Genomic DNA, 18681 nt, shown 5'->3' on the forward strand with positions numbered 1-18681 from the left:
CGTCAACCGAGCCAGTCGAGGGTCAGTATCAGACGACGCTCGCCTGCGGCCGGTTGCGGCGAGCGATGGATCAAGCCGAAGCCTTCATTGCCGTGCCATTTCTCGCCTTTCAGTAAGGCGACGTCGCCGCTCTTGAGTTGCTGTATTTGCGCTTGGGGTTCGGCGTTGGCCTGCCCCAATTGACTGCGATCCATCGCGCCTTCCTTGAGCCATTGGCTGCCGACGCCGGCGTACGTGGTGATCAGTCGCACCGGCACGTGATCGACATGGAAACGCGGGCACATGGCTTTATCCAGCACCCGCAGGCGCAGGCCGATGCGCCGCGCACCGAGCAAGCAGGCGAAGGCGCTGACTAACCATTTCAGGTCGGCGATAAAGCCTTCGTAACCCTCCAGATCGCGGAAACCCAGAGCCAGACCGGCAAGATCAGGTTCCGCGTCCTCATCCGGCAACTCCAGACACAACGACTCCGCCAAAGGCTCGTTGAGCGACAGAAGTAACTGGGCAAAATCGCTGATGTGCAAAGGCAGTTGGCGCTGCCAGACAGCGAGGTTGGTGTCGTCCTCCAGAATCCGCGCCAGTGCTTTCGGCGTCGGACCTTGATGTTGATGGCGGGTACGGTTTTGCAGCAGTTTGAGTGCAAGCATCAGGCGGCCTCTTCGTGCCAAGGGCCGAACGGATCCGCCAGCAATCGCCAGCCCTCTACGCCAAGGGCCATTTCTTCATCGGTGAGCAGGCAGGCATCGAGTTCGGCAGAAAGCTGCAGGAAATCGATGTTCTGACCAATGAACACCAATTCCTGGCGACAGTCGCCAACGCTTGGCGTCCAGTTTTCCATGATGGCTGCGGTGCTTTCCTGATCTTGTGGCCACTGATCCTTCGGCACAAAACGCCACCAGCGCCCGGCAAAACCGTGACGCATCAAACCGCCGGCCTGCGACCAGCTACCGGCATCGGTGGGTTTGCTCGCGAGCCAGAAGAAGCCTTTGGAGCGCAGCAGTTTGCCGTTCAACCACGGACGGTCAATGAAGCTGAAGAAGCGTTGCGGATGAAACGGGCGGCGCGCGCGGTAGGCAGTTGAAGCGATGCCGTACTCGTCGGTTTCCGGCACGTGTTCACCGCGCAGCTCTTGCAGCCAACCCGGCGCTTGCGCGGCTCTCTCGAAGTCAAAACGACCGGTATTGAGGATCTTTTCCAGCGGCACCTCGCCCATCACCATCGGGATGATTTCGGCCTGAGCGTTGAGGCGTTTGAGGATGGCCATCAGTTCTTCGCGCTGGCTTTGGCTGATCAGGTCGATCTTGCTGATCAACAGCACGTCGGCGAATTCGATTTGTTCAATCAACAGGTCGGTGATGGAGCGTTCGTCTTCCTCGCCGAGAAATTCGCCACGGGAAGCGAGGCTTTCCGCCGCCTGGTAGTCGGGAAGGAAATTCACACCATCGACTACAGTGACCATGGTGTCGAGACGGGCGATGTCGGAAAGGCTTTGCCCGTGTTCATCGCGAAAGGTAAAGGTTTCAGCTATCGGCAACGGTTCGGAGATGCCAGTGGATTCGATCAGCAAATAATCGAAGCGCCCTTCCCGGGCGAGCTTGCTGACTTCTTCAAGCAAGTCTTCGCGTAACGTACAGCAGATACAGCCGTTGCTCATTTCGACTATTTTTTCTTCTGCACGGTTAAGGCTGACATCACGCTGGACTTCGCTGCCATCGATATTGATCTCGCTCATATCATTGACGATGACGGCTACCCGCAAACCCTTTCGATTACGTAGTACGTAATTCAAAAGTGTACTTTTTCCAGCGCCAAGAAATCCTGAAAGTACGGTAACGGGCAACTCGGCTGACATTGGATAATCCTCTTTAAATGGCAGCCGATTAGCGCTTTGCTGGCGCTTGGCGTTTTTGTGCTTCATGCGAAGGGCTTCGCTGAACGTAAACGCTTGAAATCGGCCTGCCCAGGCTCGGTTAACTTTTATGTTATAGTATAACAACACAAATAAACCAGCCCTGCTCTTGTCTTGAGCGATAAACCGCAGGAAGCTGAGTCGATAGCACTCCGGAATTCGTAATGAAAACTGCGCTGAAATGCTCGTTGTTGAGCCTTGGATTGTTGATGATTGGCAATGCATCGGCTCAGGTGCCGGCGCTTGCGACCTGCACACGCAGCGCAAATCTGTTGGCCTGCGTCGATGCCGACGGCAACGCCTATAGCGTCAACACCGTCGGCAACACGCTTTATCTGCGTGGGTTTGAAAAGGCCGGCCAGCGTTATTGGGCGCAAACCAATAGTCGTTTCGGCCAACTGACGTTCTTCACCGGCATCGCTTCTGACGGCGAAGCCTGGGTGGGCTACACACGACGTGTCGGCTGGACGACGATCAATCGGTTCTCCAGCTCGGGTGGTAGCAGCGCGAAATTCACCTGCAGCCGGATTACCGGCTGTTAAACCTGAGCCTCTCGCTGCGCCTGCTGCCAGGCCAGGTAACTGTCGACGGGGGGATTCTTTTCAAAGTAGCGCTGCAATCCTTTGAACAAACCGTCTGCCACGGCTTGCTGATGTCGAGCGGTGACCAATCGCTGGCTGTCCCGCGCATTGGAAATAAAGCCGGTTTCCACCAGGATTGAAGGCACGTCCGGCGATTTCAGCACTGCGAATCCAGCCTGTTCCACGCGCTTCTGGTGCAGAGTCGTAATGTCGGCAAGGCTGCCCAGCACCGTACTACCAAGCTGCAAACTGGCGGCAATCGTTGCATTCATCGACATGTCGAGAATCACCCCAGCGAGCATCGGATCCTTATCTTTCAAGTTGAGCAGACTCGTTGCGCCGAGCAGGTCGGCGCTGTTCTCCCGCTGCGCCATGAAGCGCGCAGTCGCCGACGTTGCGCCACCCTCAGAAAGGCAATACACCGATGCGCCAGAAGCCGTCAGACGCGGCGCTGCATCGGCATGCACTGAGATAAAAATGTCAGCTTTGTGCTGACGGGCGATCGCCACGCGCTTGCGCAATGGAACGAAAAAGTCGTCATTGCGTACCAGTTTTACGTCGAAGCCTTTCTCTTTTTTCAGACGCTTAGCCAGCATCTGCGCGATGGAAAGCACTACATCTTTTTCCCGTTCGCCCTTGGCGCCGACCGCGCCGGGATCCTTTCCGCCATGTCCTGGATCGACGACTACGATGATGTCGCGCTTCGGATGAGCGCTGATCTGCGGTGTTTCACGTGGAACCTTTGCGGCTATTTGAATCGGTTTTGCGCTGACCAAGTCCAATACCAAGCGATGACTTTGTCCGTCTTGCGGCGCCAAAAGAAAGCTGTTCAGTAATACCGGACTGTTCAGATCCAGAACAATCCGCGTATCGCCCTGACCAAAGGGCCCGGATCTGATCGCGCGTATCACCGTGTCATTCAGCGCCAACTGGCTGAAATCCCCACCCAAGCTTGCCCCGCTCACATCAATGATGAGTCGTTCAGGCGCACTGAGCGTGAAGGTCTTGTAGCTGACCGGCCCACTCAAATCGAACACCAACCGCACTTTGTCCTCAGATCGCCAAAGTCGTGCCTGACGAATTTGCGTAGCAGACACGCTGAAGGGCAAAGCAAAAGCGGCGCTGGCCAATATCAGATTGAGCACTTGACGTCTGTGCATATGAAAACCTGTTCATGAAAAAGACATCGTGATTTGAATTGTTATAATGTAACATCGAATTGAATCATCATGATGGTCCCGAACATGAATTCGCTTTCACTCCCCGATATCGCCGCGCAGACCGCTCGCCAAGCTTTGCCACTCGAATGGGTGGGCATGCAGGGCATCGCATTACCCGTTTTGTTGGAAGGCCAACACCTGAATGCCAAGGCTGACGCTGGAGTGAGCCTTGATGATGGCGAGGCGCGCGGCATTCATATGTCGCGGCTGTATTTGGCCCTGGAGATGCTCGAACAGGAACGCCTGACACCCGCTCTCCTGCACGAGGTACTCAAGCGTTTTCTAGAAAGCCACCAAGGGTTATCCAACTGTGCGTACGTGAATATTCACTGCGACTTACTGCTGAAACGCCCCGCGCTAATCAGCCCGTTGGCCGGCTGGAAATCCTATCCGACGACTATTTCGGCAAGCCTGAAAAATCAAATGTTCCACGTGGAACTCAAAATTGACCTGCCCTACTCTTCGACCTGCCCTTGCTCAGCGGCATTGGCGCGGCAGTTGATCCAGCAACAATTTATCGACGACTTCGCCAACAAAGGCCTGCAGCACGCAGACGTTTTGGCATGGTTAGGCTCGACCCAAGGCATCGTCGCCACACCTCACAGCCAACGCAGCACTGCGCAATTGCATCTGCACCTCGACGAATTCATCGATGAATTGCCGCTGAGTGTGATCATCAATGACGCCGAGGCGGCCCTAGGCACCGCTGTACAAACCGCAGTAAAGCGCGCGGACGAACAAGCCTTCGCCCTCGCCAACGGCCAGAACCTGATGTTCTGTGAAGATGCCGCGCGCCGTCTGAATCTGGCATTGCGTCGCACCCCAGGAGTCAGCGCATTTAACCTGCGGGTCATTCACGCCGAAAGCCTGCACGCCCACGACGCCGTCGCCGAAAGCCACTGGCAGCGTGAACAAGCATGATCCGCTGCCAATCGCTGAGTTGGGGCGCACCCGGTCAACCACTGACGAGTCCGCTGAGTCTTGAGTTCGACAGCGGCAGCCTGACCGCGATCATCGGTGCCAATGGCTGTGGCAAGAGCAGCCTGCTGAAAGTCATCGCCGGATTGCAGAAACCTTTGGCAGGTAACGTTGCCCTCAGTGTTCCACGTCAAAGCGGGTTGTCATTCCTGCCCCAGCAACAGCATCTCGACCGACAATTCCCCATCAGCCTGGAAGAGCTGATCTGCGCCGGTTTCTGGGGCCGACGGCTTTCAACACGATTGCGCGCACAACGTCTGAAAGACGCACTGGAAAACTGGCACCTCAGCGGGCTTGAACAACGTCCACTCATGGCCCTGTCCGGTGGAGAACTGCAACGTGCCCTCCTCGCCCGACTGAGTCTGACCGACGCTCCAGTGTTGTTGCTCGACGAACCCCACGCCGCTCTCGATGAACTCGGCCAACAACTGCTCTGGCAGCACATCCATACCTGGCATGGCGAAGGTCGAACACTGGTCGTCGTGTGCCACGACCTCGCCGCCGTACGCCAGCACATCCCGCAAACCTTGCTGATCAAAAACCGCGAATGCGTGTTCGGAGCCAGCAACGAATTGATCCAGCAACCCCCCCACACGCAGGTGGCCTGATGCTCGCCGTCACTCACCTCTGGCAACCGTTCAACGAATTCGTGTTCATGCGTCGCGCCCTGCTCGGTGGACTGGTCCTGGCATGCAGCACGGCGCCACTCGGCGTGTTCCTTATTCTGCGACGGATGAGTCTGATCGGTGACGCCGTGGCCCACGGAATACTTCCCGGCGCCGCACTGGGTTTCTGGTTTGCCGGACTCAGCCTGCCTGCACTGACGCTCGGCGGTCTCGGGGCAGGACTGAGCATGGCCGGCATCGCCGCCTGGATCACCCGTCGCACCGGCCTGCGTGAAGACGCCAGCCTCGCCGCGATCTATCCCATTTCCCTCGCCAGCGGCGTACTGATTCTCGGCATCGCCGGCAAACGCCTCGATCTATTGCATCTGCTGTTCGGCTCGGCACTGGCCGTTGACGGCCCGACTCTCACCGGCATGTTATGGGTTTCGGGATTCAGCCTGATCGCCATGGCACTGATCTACAAACCGCTGCTGCTCGACACCCTCGACCCGCTGTTCCTGAGAACCGTCAGCCGCCTCGGCCCACTCGCCCACGGCGTGTTCCTGACGCTGGTGGTGCTCAATCTGGTGATCGGTTTCCAGGCCATCGGCGCTCTGATGGTGGTTGGACTGATGATGCTTCCCGCCGCCGCTTCGCGATTCTGGAGCCGCCGTCTGCCGATCCTGATGGCCGTCGCGGCGGTCATCGGTTGCCTCTCGGTGTGGTTCGGCTTGCTGCTGTCGTTCTACTACTCGCTGCCCAGCGGCCCGGCCATCGTGTTGGTCGCCGGTCTCGGTTATCTGCTGTCCGTGGTGTTCGGACCGGTTCACGGTTTGTTGCGCCGCCCGCCCTTGCTCACATCCCAATGAGGTGTTTCCCGATGCGCGCTCTACTCGTGTTGCTCAGCCTGATGCTGTCGATGTCATTGTCGGCAGCGGAAAAACTGCCCGTGGTCACCAGCTTCAGTATTCTCGCTGACATGGTGCATCAGGTCGGCGGCGAGCATATCCAGATCACCAACATGGTCGGCCCGGACGCCGATGCACACACTTACGAACCGACACCGGACGATGCCAAAGCATTGCTTGGCGCCAAACTGATCATCAAGAACGGCCTCGGTTTCGAGCCATGGCTGGATCGTCTGGTCACCAGCACCGAGACCAAAGCCACGGTCATCAGTGCCAGCCACGGCGTGATTCCGCGCTCACTGGATGAGGACGGCGAAACTGTTCCCGACCCACACGCTTGGCATAATCTGGCGAACGCCGAGTTGTATATCGCCAATATCACCAAGGCACTGGTCGCTGCGGATCCTGCAAACAAAGCCGACTACGAACGCAACAGCAAAACGTATCTGAAGCAGATCTACGCCCTGCTCGCCGAGGCCAAAGCCAAACTCGGGGCACTGCCTCCGGGCAACCGCAAAATCGTTACCAGCCACGATGCCTTCGGTTACCTCGGCCAGGCGTACGGCATCGACTTCATGGCACCGCAAGGCCTCTCCACCGAACGCGAACCCTCGGCCGCCGAAGTCGCTGCGCTGATTACCCAGATTCGCCAAGCCCACGTCAAAGCGGTGTTCATGGAAAACATCAAAGACGCGCGCCTGCTCAAACAGATCGCCGACGAAAGCGGCGCGCACATTGGTGGCACGCTCTACTCCGACGCGCTCGCCGCCAGCGGGCCCGCCAGCACCTTCACCGGGCTGTTCGAATACAACCTCAATACCCTCTACAACGCGCTGAGCCAACCATGATCCGCAAGAATCCTTCAGGTGATTTGCCACAGATTGCCGAGTCGGCCTATGTCGATAAAACCGCGATCATCTGCGGCAAGGTGGTCATCGGCGAGAACGTTTTCGTCGGCCCTTATGCGGTCATCCGTGCCGATGAAGTGGACGCGTCTGGAGAGATGGAGCCAATCACCATCGGCGCCAATTCGAATATCCAGGACGGCGTGGTCATCCATTCCAAATCCGGCGCAGCAGTGACCATCGGCGAGTTCACGTCCATCGCCCACCGCTCGATCGTTCACGGCCCCTGCGTCGTTGGCGACCGCGTGTTCATCGGTTTCAACAGCGTGTTGTTCAACTGCGTCGTCGGCAATGGCTGCGTGGTGCGGCACAACTCGGTGGTCGACGGCCGCGATTTACCGGACGCGTTCTATGTACCCTCCACGACTCGCATCGGCCCGAATACCGACCTCTCGCAATTTCCACCGGTGAGTGTCAGCGCTTCGGAGTTTTCCGAAGATGTGGCGCGCACCAATGTCGATCTGGTGCGCGGCTACAAAGCCTTGCAGAACGAGTTCTGAACCATGAGCAGCGTGCTGATTCGCAACGCAAGGCTGGTCAATGAAGGACGCGAGTTCGACGGCGATCTGTTGGTCAGCAACGGGCGCATCGTCAAGATTGCCCGCAGCATCGAAGGCGAAAACGCCAAGGTGGAAATCGACGCGAATGGCCAATGGCTGTTGCCGGGAATGATCGATGACCAGGTGCATTTTCGTGAACCGGGGGCGCCGGCCAAGGGCAGCTTTTCCACCGAGTCGCGAGCGGCGGTCGCGGGTGGCATCACCAGTTTCATGGACATGCCCAACACAAATCCGGCCACCCTCACCCTCGAAGCACTGACGGATAAAAAACGGCGGGCGGCGATCAACTCGGTGGCCAATTACGGCTTTCACTTTGGCGTGAGCCGCGACAACCTCGATACGGTCGCCGCGCTCAATCCCTGCGAAGTGGCTGGGGTGAAAGTGTTCATGGGCGCGTCCACCGGCAACATGCTGGTGGATGATCCGCAAATTCTTGAGCGACTGTTCGCCGAGGTGCCAACGATCCTGTTGGCCCACTGCGAACACACGCCGAGCATCGACGCCAACGCGGCCAATCTGCGTGAGCTGTTCGGTGAGCGAATACCGACCGGCGCTCACCCGCTTATCCGCGATGCCGAGGCATGTTATCGATCCTCTTCACTGGCGGTGGAGCTGGCGCAACGTCACGGCACCCGCCTGCATGTTTTGCACCTGACCACAGCGCGTGAACTGGCGTTGTTTGAAGACAAACCGCTGGCGCAGAAACGCATCACCGCTGAAGTCTGTCTGCATCATTTGCTGTTCGATGATCGCGACTACCCAGGCCTTGGGAACTTGATCAAGTGCAACCCGGCGATCAAGACCCAGGCCGATCGCGATGCGTTGCGCGCGGCCCTGAACAGCAATCTACTGGACGTGATCGGCAGTGACCACGCGCCGCATACCTGGGAAGAAAAGCAACGGCCTTACACGCAGGCGCCTTCTGGATTACCGCTGGTACAACATGCGTTGCCAGCGTTAATGGAGCTGGTTGCGGATGGAATTTTGTCGATCACGACCTTGGTGGCGAAGACCAGCCATCGCGTCGCGGATCTGTTTGCGATTCCGGATCGGGGTTATTTACGTGAAGGGTATTGGGCGGATCTGGTGCTGGTTGAACGGCAAACGCTGGAGGTCGATCGGCAACCGATTCTGTCGCAGTGCGGATGGACACCGTTTGCCGGGCGCAGCTTTCGGCATCGGGTGAATGCGACGATTGTTTCGGGGCAGATTGCCTGGCGGGAGGGTCGAGTGAACGAGGGATGTCGCGGGTTGGCGTTGAGGTTTATGCGTTGAATCCAAAGAAGCTTTCGCGAGCAGGTCGAATCGTCGCACCGTCGCTCCCACATCAGACTGCATCTCAAAGTGGGAGCGAGCCTGCTCGCGAAGCTTTTAGGCTCTTGGTTTCACAGCGCCACAGTCCTGGCCCAGCCAAACCGCGCGGGTCTCGAGACTGCCCTTCTGATTGATCCCGATCGCGTTGAACGTGCCGTTGGCCACGGTGGTGAACTCACGATCACTGAGGAACGTCGCCACCCCGGTGCCCTGCGCTTTCGGGCAACTGAAGCGGAATTTCCATTGGTTGCCGCTGCGCTCGGTGATCTGCTGTTTGCAACCCGATTGCGGGTCGGCCAGCGGAATGTCGTTGGTCGCCACTTGCTGCGGCGTCAGACACGCGCGGATACCTTTGCCGCCGATATTGATCCCGTTCTTCTCCAGCGCTGCACGCTGTTGCGGGGTCATCTGACCTTGCAGCTGGCCGAGGATCGATTGCACATCCATCGGCTGGTCATCGACCTTGACGTTGCTCGATGTCATTTCCCACAGCCCCGGCTGCAGCATCTGCGCCTGCGCAACCACCGGCAATGCCAAACCCAGGCCCAGCGCCAAACCCAGCAGACAAACGTTCATCGAAAAACTCCTGATCAGTAGTGGCCGTTAGACGTCGGCCGATTGCTTCGGTTCATGGCCCAATTAAATAGCGACATTCGCGACAGAACATGGTCTGTTAAGCATTGAATCTTCCGGAGCAAGGCTGCCCCATGGATTATTTTGGACCGCACATTTTCGGTTATCTGATTGCCCTGATACACACCCTCGGCTTGATCGCTGCCATTCACGCGGTGCTCACCGTACGCACGGCTCAAGGCTCGATCGCCTGGGCATTGTCGCTGATCTTCATTCCCTACCTCACGCTAATTCCGTACCTGGTGTTTGGCCGCAGCACTTTTGATGGTTACATCAAGGCGCGGCGTCAGGCCAACGAACAGATGCGCCAGGCGATCTCCGAACTGAACTGGCGCCCGTGGGTGGAAGAGGCACTGACTGCGCGTGCCTCGAATGCCTACGCCTCGTTACGCGCAATGCCCAAGCTCGGCCGCATGCCATGTCTGGCGAACAATGAAGTGCAACTGTTGATAAATGGAGCGGCCACCTTCGACGCGATCTTCCAGGCCATCGATCAAGCTAAAGAAGCGGTGCTGATTCAGTTTTTCATCATTCACGATGATCGGCTCGGCCAGAGCTTGCGTGATTTGCTACTGAAGAAGGCTGCTGAAGGCGTATCTGTTCACCTGCTCTACGACCGCATCGGCAGCCATGCCCTGCCCCACCACTATGTGCAGGCATTGCGCGATGGCGGCGTTGAGGTCAAAGCCTTCGCCACGCGCAGCGGCTGGCTCAATCGCTTTCAGGTCAACTTCCGTAACCACCGCAAGATCGTCGTGGTCGATGGCGTGGTCGGCTTTGTCGGCGGGCACAACGTTGGCGATGAATACATGGGTGAAAAACCACCGCTGGCACCCTGGCGCGATACCCATGTGAAGGTACGTGGCCCGGTCGTCGCGTGTATGCAGGAATCCTTTGCCGAAGACTGGTTCTGGGCCGCGCGAGCCTTGCCGCCGCTGATCCTGCCCGACGAATACCCGGATGACGGCGTGCTCTGCCAATTGCTAGCCAGCGGCCCGGCGGACGCCTACGAAACCTGCTCGCTGTTCTTCGTCGAAGCGATTCACGCGGCGACCGAGCGAGTGTGGATCACCAGCCCGTATTTCATCCCCGATGAAGCGGTATTCGCAGCGTTAAGATTGGCGGTGTTGCGCGGTGTCGATGTGCGATTGCTGCTGCCGTCGCGTCCCGATCACCGCATCGTCTACGCCGCTTCCAGCCTCTACGCCTTTGAAGCCGTGCGCGCCGGCGTGCGGGTGTTCCGTTACGAACCCGGTTTCCTGCATCAGAAAGTGGTGTTGATCGACAGCGAAATCAGCGCCATTGGCAGTGCCAATCTGGACAACCGTTCGTTCCGGCTGAATTTCGAAGTCATGCTGCTGACCGTCGACAGCGACTTCGCCGCCCGTGTGGAAAGCATGCTTATCGCCGATTTCGAACAAGCCTACGAGATTGCCAAAGAAGAAAGCCGGGAGATCCACCGCCTGCAACAGGTCGGCATGCGGATCGCCCGGCTGATTTCGCCGATTCTCTAAAACCCCTCACCCTGACCCTTTCCCACAGATAGAGGGTTTATTCAGTGTTAAGGGTTATAGATATCGTCGCGAGTCCATGGCAGTTCATGGCTGCCATCCGGATGCGCCTTCACCGCGAGGATCTGGTGCAGATTGATCCAGCCACGCGCGAACGCATAGGCGCAACCGGCAAGGTACAAACGCCAGATGCGCAGCGCTTGATCCGGTACCAGTTTGCCAGCGGCTTCGAGATTGTCCTCCAGCCGTTCGCTCCAGTGATCCAGCGTACGCGCGTAGTGCAGGCGCAGACTTTCAACGTCAACAACCTCCAGGCCGGCTTCGCTGATCTCGGCCGAGATCATCGCCAGGTGCGGTAACTCACCATTGGGGAACACGTACTTCTCAATAAACTCCCCGGCACCGCGTCCCACCGGTCGGCCATCGGTGTGTTTGGCGGTGATGCCATGGTTCATCACCAGACCGCCCTCCTTCACCGCGCCGAACAGGGTTTTGCAGTACTCGGCCAGATTGGCGTGACCAACGTGTTCGAACATGCCGACACTGACGACCTTGTCGAAACGCCCGTCTTGGGGCAGATCGCGATAGTCGAGCAACTGCAGTTCGATCTGCTCTTCCAGGCCTTCGGCCTTGACCCGCTCGCGCGCCAGTTCGAGCTGCTCCTTGCTCAGGGTGATGCCGAAGACCCTGGCGCCGAATTCCCGCGCGGCATACCGCGCCAACCCACCCCAGCCGCAACCGACATCCAGCAGGTAGTCGCCTGGCTGCAAACGCAGCTTGCGGCACAGGTGGCGGAATTTGGCTTGTTGCGCTTGTTCGAGGGTTTCGCTGCCCGTTTCGAAGTACGCGCAGGAATACGCCATGTCGCTGTCCAGCCAGAGCTGGTAGAACGCATTGGACAGGTCGTAGTGGTAGGAAATGGCTTTGGCGTCGGTTTCCTTGTCGTGCACCGAACGCACGGGGTTACTGTCTTCATCTTCACCGAGCAAGGCATTGCTCAATTCGTCGCAGACCCGGATGACTTCGCTGATCGAACCCTCCAGTTCAAGTTTGCCTTCAACGAATGCCGCGCCGAGCGCATCAAGGCTTGGATGGGTGAACTGGCTGACCATCTGCGGGTCCTTGACCACGATGGTGACGCTGGGCGCTGGCCCAAGATTGAACTCATGGCCGTCCCAGAGCCGCAGTCGAAGCGGTAGCTGCAGATTCTGTAAGGCCGGTGGAAGTTGCGCGAGCATGGAAAATCCCCCCTTGTTTCAGACGTCTGATCTGAGGGTAGCCCATCCTTGAAAAATAGCAGGCTATCGATTTGATAGCCGCCGACTATAAACCTGGAAGGCTGCTTGATCCGTTTTCAACGCGCCTGATCTGAGGACAAACAACCCGGTGCGCAGTTCAAAAAATGATCAATTCTGCTCTTTCATCTTTAGCAGAGGCTCTTGGAAACGCAACAAACGACCGGCGTTACCCAGTACCAGCAATGTGCTGAGGTTGTGCAGCAGCGCGGCAATCATTGCCCCGGCAGCGCCAAGCCAACCGAAGGCGGCGAACACGACGATGGCCAGCGTCCAGCCCAGCCCGATGATCACGTTGACCTGCAACGTCCTGCGGCACTGACGACTGAGTCGTACGCAGGTGCCGAGCCGACGCAGATCGCTGCCAATCAAGACGATGTCCGCCGAGGCCAGCGCGATATCCGCTCCGCCCGCACCCATCGCCACACCGACCACGCCCGCCTTGAGCGCGAGCGAATCGTTGATGCCGTCGCCCACCACCATTGGCCGGAAGCCGTTGTCGATTTCCTTGAGCACGCGATTGAGTTTGTCTTCGGGCAAGGCTTGCGCCTGGACTTCGTGCAATCCGACATCGCGCGCCAGGGACTGGGCCACGCTCTGGCGATCCCCGGTCAGCAACAGTTGCCGACCAAGGCCCAGTTCACGCAATTCGCCGAGGGCAAAGCGGGCTTCCGGCTTAACCGTGTCGGCCAGCAACAACCAGGCGAGGAATTCACCATTCAGAGCCAGTCCGGCGATCGGTCCATCATGCTCAGGGACCGCGGTGGTGGCGATCGCCAACTGCGCGAACAATTCCGGTCGACCGAGTGCCGCTTCGCCCTGCTCCGTCATGGCCACCACGCCGAGTCCTTGGCGTTCATGAATATCGCTCAGCGGTAAACATTCTTCCTGACCGACCAACCCCGCAAGCGCACGACTGACCGGGTGACTGCTTGCCGCGCCGAGACTGGCGGCGAGCGCGATGACCGTGGAAGACTCTGTGCGCGGGCTGATGATCGACTGCAAGCGGAGGGTGCCGTATGTCAGGGTTCCGGTCTTGTCGACGACCAGTGAAGTGAGGTCGGCCAGTTCTTCAAGAAACGCCGAACTGCGGATCAGAATGCCGTGGCGTGCCGCTACCGCGACACCGGCAATCGCCGTGGCCGGTGCCGACAGCACCAACGCGCAGGGACAGGCTGCGACCAACACGGCGAGCATCGCTTGGGCATCATGGGTGATAAACCAGGTCACCGCCGCCAGCAGCAACACCAACACCATGTAGCTGCCGGCGTAACGTTCGAGCAAACGAGTGATTGGCGGTTTCGAGCGCTCTGCGTTCTGCATCAATGCGATGACTTTGCCCAGCGTCGACTCATCGCCAGTGCGCGTCACTTCGATACGCAGCAGACCGTCGAGGTTGATCGCACCACCAAACACCGTCATGCCGACACCCGCCTCGACCGGTACTGATTCACCGGTAATCGAAGCCGTATCGAGACTCGCCTGCCCGGACAACACTCGACCATCGGCGGGAACCCGATCACCGGCGCGCACTTCAACGGTGTCGCCTGCCTTCAACGTGGCGTTGTCCACTTCGATGATCGAGCCATCTGCTTGAACCTTGCGCGCATGGCTGCGGGTCAGTTGACCGAGGGCGTGGATCGCTTCCTGCGAACCAATGACACTGCGCTCTTCCAACACATGACCAAAGATCATGATGATCGGCAGCAACGCCGCCGTCAGCAGATCACCGGTCGCCCAGGCGCCGAGCATCGCCAGGGCGATCAATTGATCGGTGATGCCGTGCAGGCTCGGATAGCGCAGGCTGAACCACGCCGAACGCATCACGGGCACGCCCACCAATAACGATGCAAACCCAAGCAGCAACTGACTGACACCGGTTTGCTCGGGCATCTGCCAACGCCAGATCAGACCCAGACCCAACAGGCCCAGCGCAAGCATGGCCAAGGTGAGTTGCCGTGCAGCGCGGCGTTGTTCGGCCGAAGACAACAAGCTCGGTGCGGCAGTCGTTGCAGTCATTTACTGGCTCCCTGAATGATCAGGCGGGAATCGTCTTTCGGGTCGACCGTGGTCACCGAACCGGCCTGACCGAGAATCTTCGGCATGCGTTCGCGGTAAAGGCGCAGGAGAAGTTGCGGGTCGGTGCTGCTGGCCAGACTCGACACCGTGGCCGTGTCCGCAGACGCCTTGGCCAAGCGCTCACCGGCCTGCGCGTGAGCGACTTGTAGCGTGCGATCGGCTTGTTCGTTGGCGCTCTGGGTGAGTTTCTCGGCGTCAGTGCGTGCATTGGCCACGGCTTTGTCGGCCTGCTGACTGGCCGTCAATACTGCGTTAAAAGCACTGACCGCCGGATCGGGCAGACTCGATTGCACATCGACCCGCGCCACTTCAATGCCGATGCCCTGCCCGCTCGCTTTCAACTCGGCCAACCGCTTGTTGATACCTTGCACCAGATCACCGCGAAGTCTTTCGCGGCGTTCGGCCGCTTGGTTGTCAGCGCCGATCAACTCCGGGCGAGCGACGAGAATCGTGTCCAGATCCCGCGCGGCAGTCAGCGCCACGGCGCTGCGGGTGACCAATCGATCCAGCGCTGGCAACACATGATCGGCCTGCAACACGAAGTCGTAAGGGTCGCTGACTTTGTAAAACACCCGCACATCGAGTTGCACTACGCCGGCATCACCGGTCAATAAATAACCAGAGCCCGCCAGCGCATCGCTTAACGGTACGGCGAAAGAAGCGACGCGATCAGCCTTCACTGCTTCATCGCTGCGCAACAGGTTTTCCACTCGACGTTCAATGACCCGATCCGCTGCCGGCAGCAAAATCACCTGTTCGAACGGCTGTGGCCAGGCCAATAACAGACCGGCATTCTGGATGCGATCGAGTGCGCCGAAATGCAAAACCACCGCACGACTCTGGGGGTCAATTTGCCGCACATTGGAAAATCCCCAAGCCAATGCGGCCAATACCGTCACTGCATACAAGGCGAAAAACGCCAAACGCCCAGCCTGAATCCACGGACTGTTAAGCGAATGTGTTCCACGTGGAACTTGTTCACTCATGGCTGCGATCCGGATTTGCTGTCGAGTGTCGGCGGGCCATCGACCAGCACGCGGAATGGCGCGGCGTCGGTGCGCAGAATCAATTTGGTGTCCGGCGTAACCATGGTGCCGAGGGTGTCGAGCGAGCGCAGCAAGTTGTAAAGCTGTGGCGAACTGGCGTACGCGCGGCCATAAATCTGCGCTGCTTCGACGCGAGACTGCGCTTCGATTTCTGCTGCTTTTACCGTCGCATCCGCTTGAACAATCCGTGCATCGCGTTCGGCAGCAGAGCGGATTTGTGCGGCTTCACGTTTACCGATCGCCGTTCTTTCAGTGGCGATGGTTTCACGCTCAGCGCGCATGCGATCGACGGTGGCAGTGAGCGTCACCGACGGCAAGGTCAAACGCTCGATGCCGACTTGCACCACCCGCACGCCATAGGTCGCGAGCAATTGCTGATCGATCTGCTCGCGCAGCTGCGTCTCGAAATCGGCGATACGTACCTGACTGGCATCGGTGTTCACCAGACTCGCCAGATCGAAACTGCTGGCGGTGGTTTCCAATGCCGAGCCGACAAAGGTGCGAATCTGCCGCGCCGCTTCATCCGGTTGGTTCTGCACCGCCCGCATAAAGCGCTGCACGTTATCCGGATCACCTTGTACCTGCCACGCGACGTAGGCTTGCACAATGATGCGCAAACCGTCGCGCGTGCCGACATCCTGCAAGCCGCTGGAGGTGGTGCGCAAACGCAAATCCACCGGAATCGCCGCCTCGAACGGTGCCGGCCAGCGCCAGCTCAAACCGGGGTCAAGCAGCACCCGCGATGGATTACCGAAACGGGTAATGACCGTGGCTTCGCCGGAGCGCACTTGCACCAGGCTCGCCGCCGCAATGGCAAACGCGACCAACAAGGCTGCCCAGCCCATCCGTCGCCACGGAAAAGGCCCGGCCTCTTCCGGCGCACCGTGGTGGTGATGGCCATGATGATGGTGATGCCCGCCGTGACCGTGATCGTGGCCGCTGTGGTCATGATGATCGTGTGTGTGCGACTGACTCAATGGGCGACTCCTGGTTGAGCGGTGGTGCGCGCGGGCGTCGGGTCAGCCGGCAGCGAGAAGGTACGCAGGTCGATGGTCGGGGCATTGCTGCTGCCACCCAGACGATGATCGAGTATCAGCAATCTGGCTTTGCTCAGGCCCTGGCTGAGCTGGCCGAGGTATTGCTCAAGTACGAAGGCCTGACCAGCGCTGGCGAAGGCTTTTTGCTCGGCACTGAATCTCAGGTCCGCCGCCTGCGCCGTAGCACTGGTTTCCCGCGCATTGGCACTGGCCTGATCGCGAGCCAGGCTGGCCTGCAACTGCGCCTGATTGCTCGCTTCAGCCGCCGCGCCACGCTCACGAGAGATCAAAGCCTGCGCACCAATCTGCGCCGCTTGCACGCTGTGATAGGCATTGGCGGCACCGGCCGGCGGGTGAATGGCTTCAACGACCGTGGCGAGAATTTCCACACCGCTGTCGAGTTTTTGCAGATCGCTTTGCACCGCGCGACCGATCTCCTCGCCCAGCCCTACACGGTCTTGACCGAGCAAACCGTCGAGCGTACGTGAGGCAAAGTCGTGCACCAGAATCCGGCTCGCCGTGCTGCGGATCAGCGTTGGCACATCGGCACTGTTGTAAGTGGCGGCCAGCGCAGCCTGATCAGTCAGGCCAATGCGATAGACGAAGCGCACGTCCATGTTGACGACCTGGAAGCTCTGTTGCTCGCCACGGCTGCTGGCGATGACTTGCGACTTGTCATTGACATGACTGGCGTCCCACAAACGGTTGGCGGTTATGGGCGCCGTCCCTTCCGCTGGATCGGCCTGCAGCGGTGCAGGGTTCTCGCCGACGCTGGTGGCCAACTCATGGACCACGCCATTTTCAACGATCAATACCCGCCCCAGCGGCCACGGTAGACCCGTGTGCAATCCCGGGCCGAACACCTGCAGCGGTTTGCCGAAACGTTCATAAATACCACGACCCTGTAACGGGATTTCATGGACGCCGGTGAGTAACCAGCCCACTGCAGCGACCAATACCAGCACCGGCAGAAACGCCCGGCGCATGTAGCTGAATGCCCAGATCTGGCGCAGATCGATGCCAAAGCGGTTGTGCAATTCATGCTGCAAGGCAAGTAACGGCTGCGGAGGCCAACGCAGCATGTCGGCGACAAAACTGCGCGCCAACAACGTCGGTTCAAGCCGCTCACGGCGAGGGCTGAATATTGAGAGAACGGCGCGCACTAGCAGCTCGATCGCGACCATTCCCGGCAAGATGCCGATCAACACGGCAACGCGCGCCGGCCACACGGCATTCTCGCCGGCAAACAACAAACACAACGCGCCCAGCACCAGACTGATGATCGCCACGCGGGTCAATTGTGCCAATGCACCTGCTTCGGGCCATTGCGCTGGATGTTCCTGGGCCAGTTGCCGCTCCAGTACCAGCAAGCCGAACGCCAGCGACAGCGCCAACGCCGCCCCCACCGTGGCAGATAACCCCACGGCAGCAGCCGGCAACGCGAGGTTCCACACTGAATCGATGCTCAGCACCACCAGCAGCGCCCAGCCCGCCAGCCACAGCGTCGCCGCACCGATCTGGTTGAGCAGATGCAGACTGCCTTGGCTCAAGCGCTCCAACAGCCGCTCGTACCAGCCCTGCGGCGCGGATTGTTGCTCATCAGCAAGCGGCGCCGGCACAACAGCAGGATTGATCACCTGCGCGCGCCAGTGCGCCACCCACCACGCCGATTGCAGTCCTGCGACCAGCACCAGCAGCGCCGCACTCTGGCTGACCAGCAGCGGCAGCCACAAAGACTGCGGGGCAAACAGCCCGACAAAAAATGCCAGCACCCACCCTGCCCCGGCCAATCCGCCGAGGCTGATCGCCCAGCGTCGCAAGCGTCGGCTTTGCACCGCGGCCTGCTGAAAGCGCGGCAGTCCGGTCACTTGCGGGCCTTCCACGTCCAGATCGACTTGCATATCACCCCAAATTCATTGGCTCACACCTGTATATCGTTACGATATAACGAAGTAGGTGAAATATTCGTACACAATTACGCTTATTCAAAGACGCCCAACCTGTCGCTTGCCTGAAGCCTTGACCGAAATGCCTGGAAACGCACATATTACGTTCGTAATTTTTATCCAGTACTACTTTTAGCGATCCGCGTCCATCAAA

General features: G+C 59.1%; 17 protein-coding genes. 8 read left to right on the top strand and 9 right to left on the bottom strand.

Translation table 11 applies throughout. The features are described 5' to 3' along the window. Positions 1–2 precede the first annotated feature (2 nt). Together VY732_RS29560 and zigA are read right to left on the bottom strand one after the other, a co-directional pair. On the bottom strand, positions 3–647 hold the full coding sequence (locus VY732_RS29560; protein ID WP_077575118.1) for a DUF1826 domain-containing protein: 645 nt from the start codon (positions 645–647) through the stop codon (positions 3–5). After that, positions 647–1852: a zinc metallochaperone GTPase ZigA gene (gene zigA, locus VY732_RS29565; protein ID WP_331693165.1), complete on the bottom strand. Its 1206-nt coding sequence runs from the start codon at positions 1850–1852 to the stop codon at positions 647–649. The genes VY732_RS29560 and zigA overlap by 1 nt, the downstream gene beginning before the upstream one ends. 221 nt (positions 1853–2073) lie before the next feature. Between zigA and VY732_RS29570 the strand changes: the two genes are divergently transcribed. Continuing rightward, positions 2074–2451, top strand: a complete 378-nt coding sequence (locus VY732_RS29570; RefSeq protein WP_095113171.1) for a glutamine synthetase — start codon at positions 2074–2076, stop codon at positions 2449–2451. Here the strand turns inward: VY732_RS29570 and VY732_RS29575 are convergent. Continuing rightward, positions 2448–3650 (bottom strand): N-acetylmuramoyl-L-alanine amidase, encoded by a 1203-nt coding sequence (locus tag VY732_RS29575; protein ID WP_077575121.1) that lies wholly within the window; start codon positions 3648–3650, stop codon positions 2448–2450. The genes VY732_RS29570 and VY732_RS29575 overlap by 4 nt on opposite strands. Positions 3651–3734: 84 nt before the next feature. Here VY732_RS29575 and folE2 point away from each other — a divergent pair, with 84 nt between their 5' ends. The 6 genes from folE2 to VY732_RS29605 are packed head-to-tail and all read left to right on the top strand — an operon-like array spanning position 3735 to position 8941. Next, entirely contained in the window at positions 3735–4631 is an 897-nt protein-coding gene (gene folE2, locus VY732_RS29580; protein ID WP_331695903.1) for a GTP cyclohydrolase FolE2, read from the top strand. Then, positions 4628–5296, top strand: coding sequence for a metal ABC transporter ATP-binding protein (locus VY732_RS29585; RefSeq protein WP_331693166.1), 669 nt, complete (start codon positions 4628–4630; stop codon positions 5294–5296). Before folE2 ends, VY732_RS29585 begins: the two co-directional genes overlap by 4 nt. Further along, entirely contained in the window at positions 5296–6162 is an 867-nt protein-coding gene (locus VY732_RS29590) for a metal ABC transporter permease (RefSeq protein WP_331693167.1), read from the top strand. Before VY732_RS29585 ends, VY732_RS29590 begins: the two co-directional genes overlap by 1 nt. Positions 6163–6173: 11 nt before the next feature. Continuing rightward, positions 6174–7049, top strand: a complete 876-nt coding sequence (locus VY732_RS29595) for a metal ABC transporter substrate-binding protein (protein WP_212620739.1) — start codon at positions 6174–6176, stop codon at positions 7047–7049. Next, positions 7046–7606, top strand: a complete 561-nt coding sequence (locus VY732_RS29600; RefSeq protein WP_116028579.1) for a gamma carbonic anhydrase family protein — start codon at positions 7046–7048, stop codon at positions 7604–7606. Before VY732_RS29595 ends, VY732_RS29600 begins: the two co-directional genes overlap by 4 nt. Before the next feature lie 3 nt (positions 7607–7609). Then, positions 7610–8941, top strand: coding sequence for a dihydroorotase (locus VY732_RS29605; protein ID WP_331693168.1), 1332 nt, complete (start codon positions 7610–7612; stop codon positions 8939–8941). 96 nt (positions 8942–9037) lie between these two features. Here VY732_RS29605 and VY732_RS29610 read toward each other — a convergent pair whose 3' ends face one another. Next, a complete protein-coding gene (locus tag VY732_RS29610; protein WP_331693169.1) occupies positions 9038–9556 on the bottom strand; it encodes a DUF3617 domain-containing protein in 519 nt (172 codons plus the stop codon). Positions 9557–9687: 131 nt separating this feature from the next. Here VY732_RS29610 and cls point away from each other — a divergent pair, with 131 nt between their 5' ends. Next, a complete protein-coding gene (cls, locus tag VY732_RS29615) occupies positions 9688–11127 on the top strand; it encodes a cardiolipin synthase (RefSeq protein WP_077575127.1) in 1440 nt (479 codons plus the stop codon). A gap of 47 nt (positions 11128–11174) precedes the next feature. On the opposite strand, the gene cfaB is transcribed toward cls, so the two are convergent. The 5 genes from cfaB to hflK (VY732_RS29640) form a co-directional block, all read right to left on the bottom strand. Next, positions 11175–12362 carry a C17 cyclopropane fatty acid synthase CfaB gene (cfaB, locus tag VY732_RS29620; RefSeq protein ID WP_331693170.1) on the bottom strand — a complete coding sequence of 396 codons (1188 nt, stop codon included), beginning with the start codon at positions 12360–12362 and terminating at the stop codon, positions 11175–11177. A gap of 168 nt (positions 12363–12530) precedes the next feature. After that, positions 12531–14438, bottom strand: a complete 1908-nt coding sequence (locus tag VY732_RS29625; protein ID WP_212620734.1) for a cation-translocating P-type ATPase — start codon at positions 14436–14438, stop codon at positions 12531–12533. Continuing rightward, entirely contained in the window at positions 14435–15484 is a 1050-nt protein-coding gene (gene hflK / locus VY732_RS29630) for a protease modulator HflK (RefSeq protein ID WP_331693171.1), read from the bottom strand. The genes VY732_RS29625 and hflK (VY732_RS29630) overlap by 4 nt, the downstream gene beginning before the upstream one ends. Beyond that, on the bottom strand, positions 15481–16521 hold the full coding sequence (gene hflC, locus VY732_RS29635) for a protease modulator HflC (protein ID WP_212620732.1): 1041 nt from the start codon (positions 16519–16521) through the stop codon (positions 15481–15483). Before hflC ends, hflK (VY732_RS29630) begins: the two co-directional genes overlap by 4 nt. Continuing rightward, on the bottom strand, positions 16518–18482 hold the full coding sequence (gene hflK, locus VY732_RS29640; protein WP_331693172.1) for a protease modulator HflK: 1965 nt from the start codon (positions 18480–18482) through the stop codon (positions 16518–16520). The genes hflC and hflK (VY732_RS29640) overlap by 4 nt, the downstream gene beginning before the upstream one ends. Positions 18483–18681: the final 199 nt, after the last annotated feature.

Origin of the sequence: Pseudomonas sp. ZY71, from assembly GCF_036542145.1 — a bacterium.
Classification (GTDB): domain Bacteria; phylum Pseudomonadota; class Gammaproteobacteria; order Pseudomonadales; family Pseudomonadaceae; genus Aquipseudomonas; species Aquipseudomonas koreensis_A.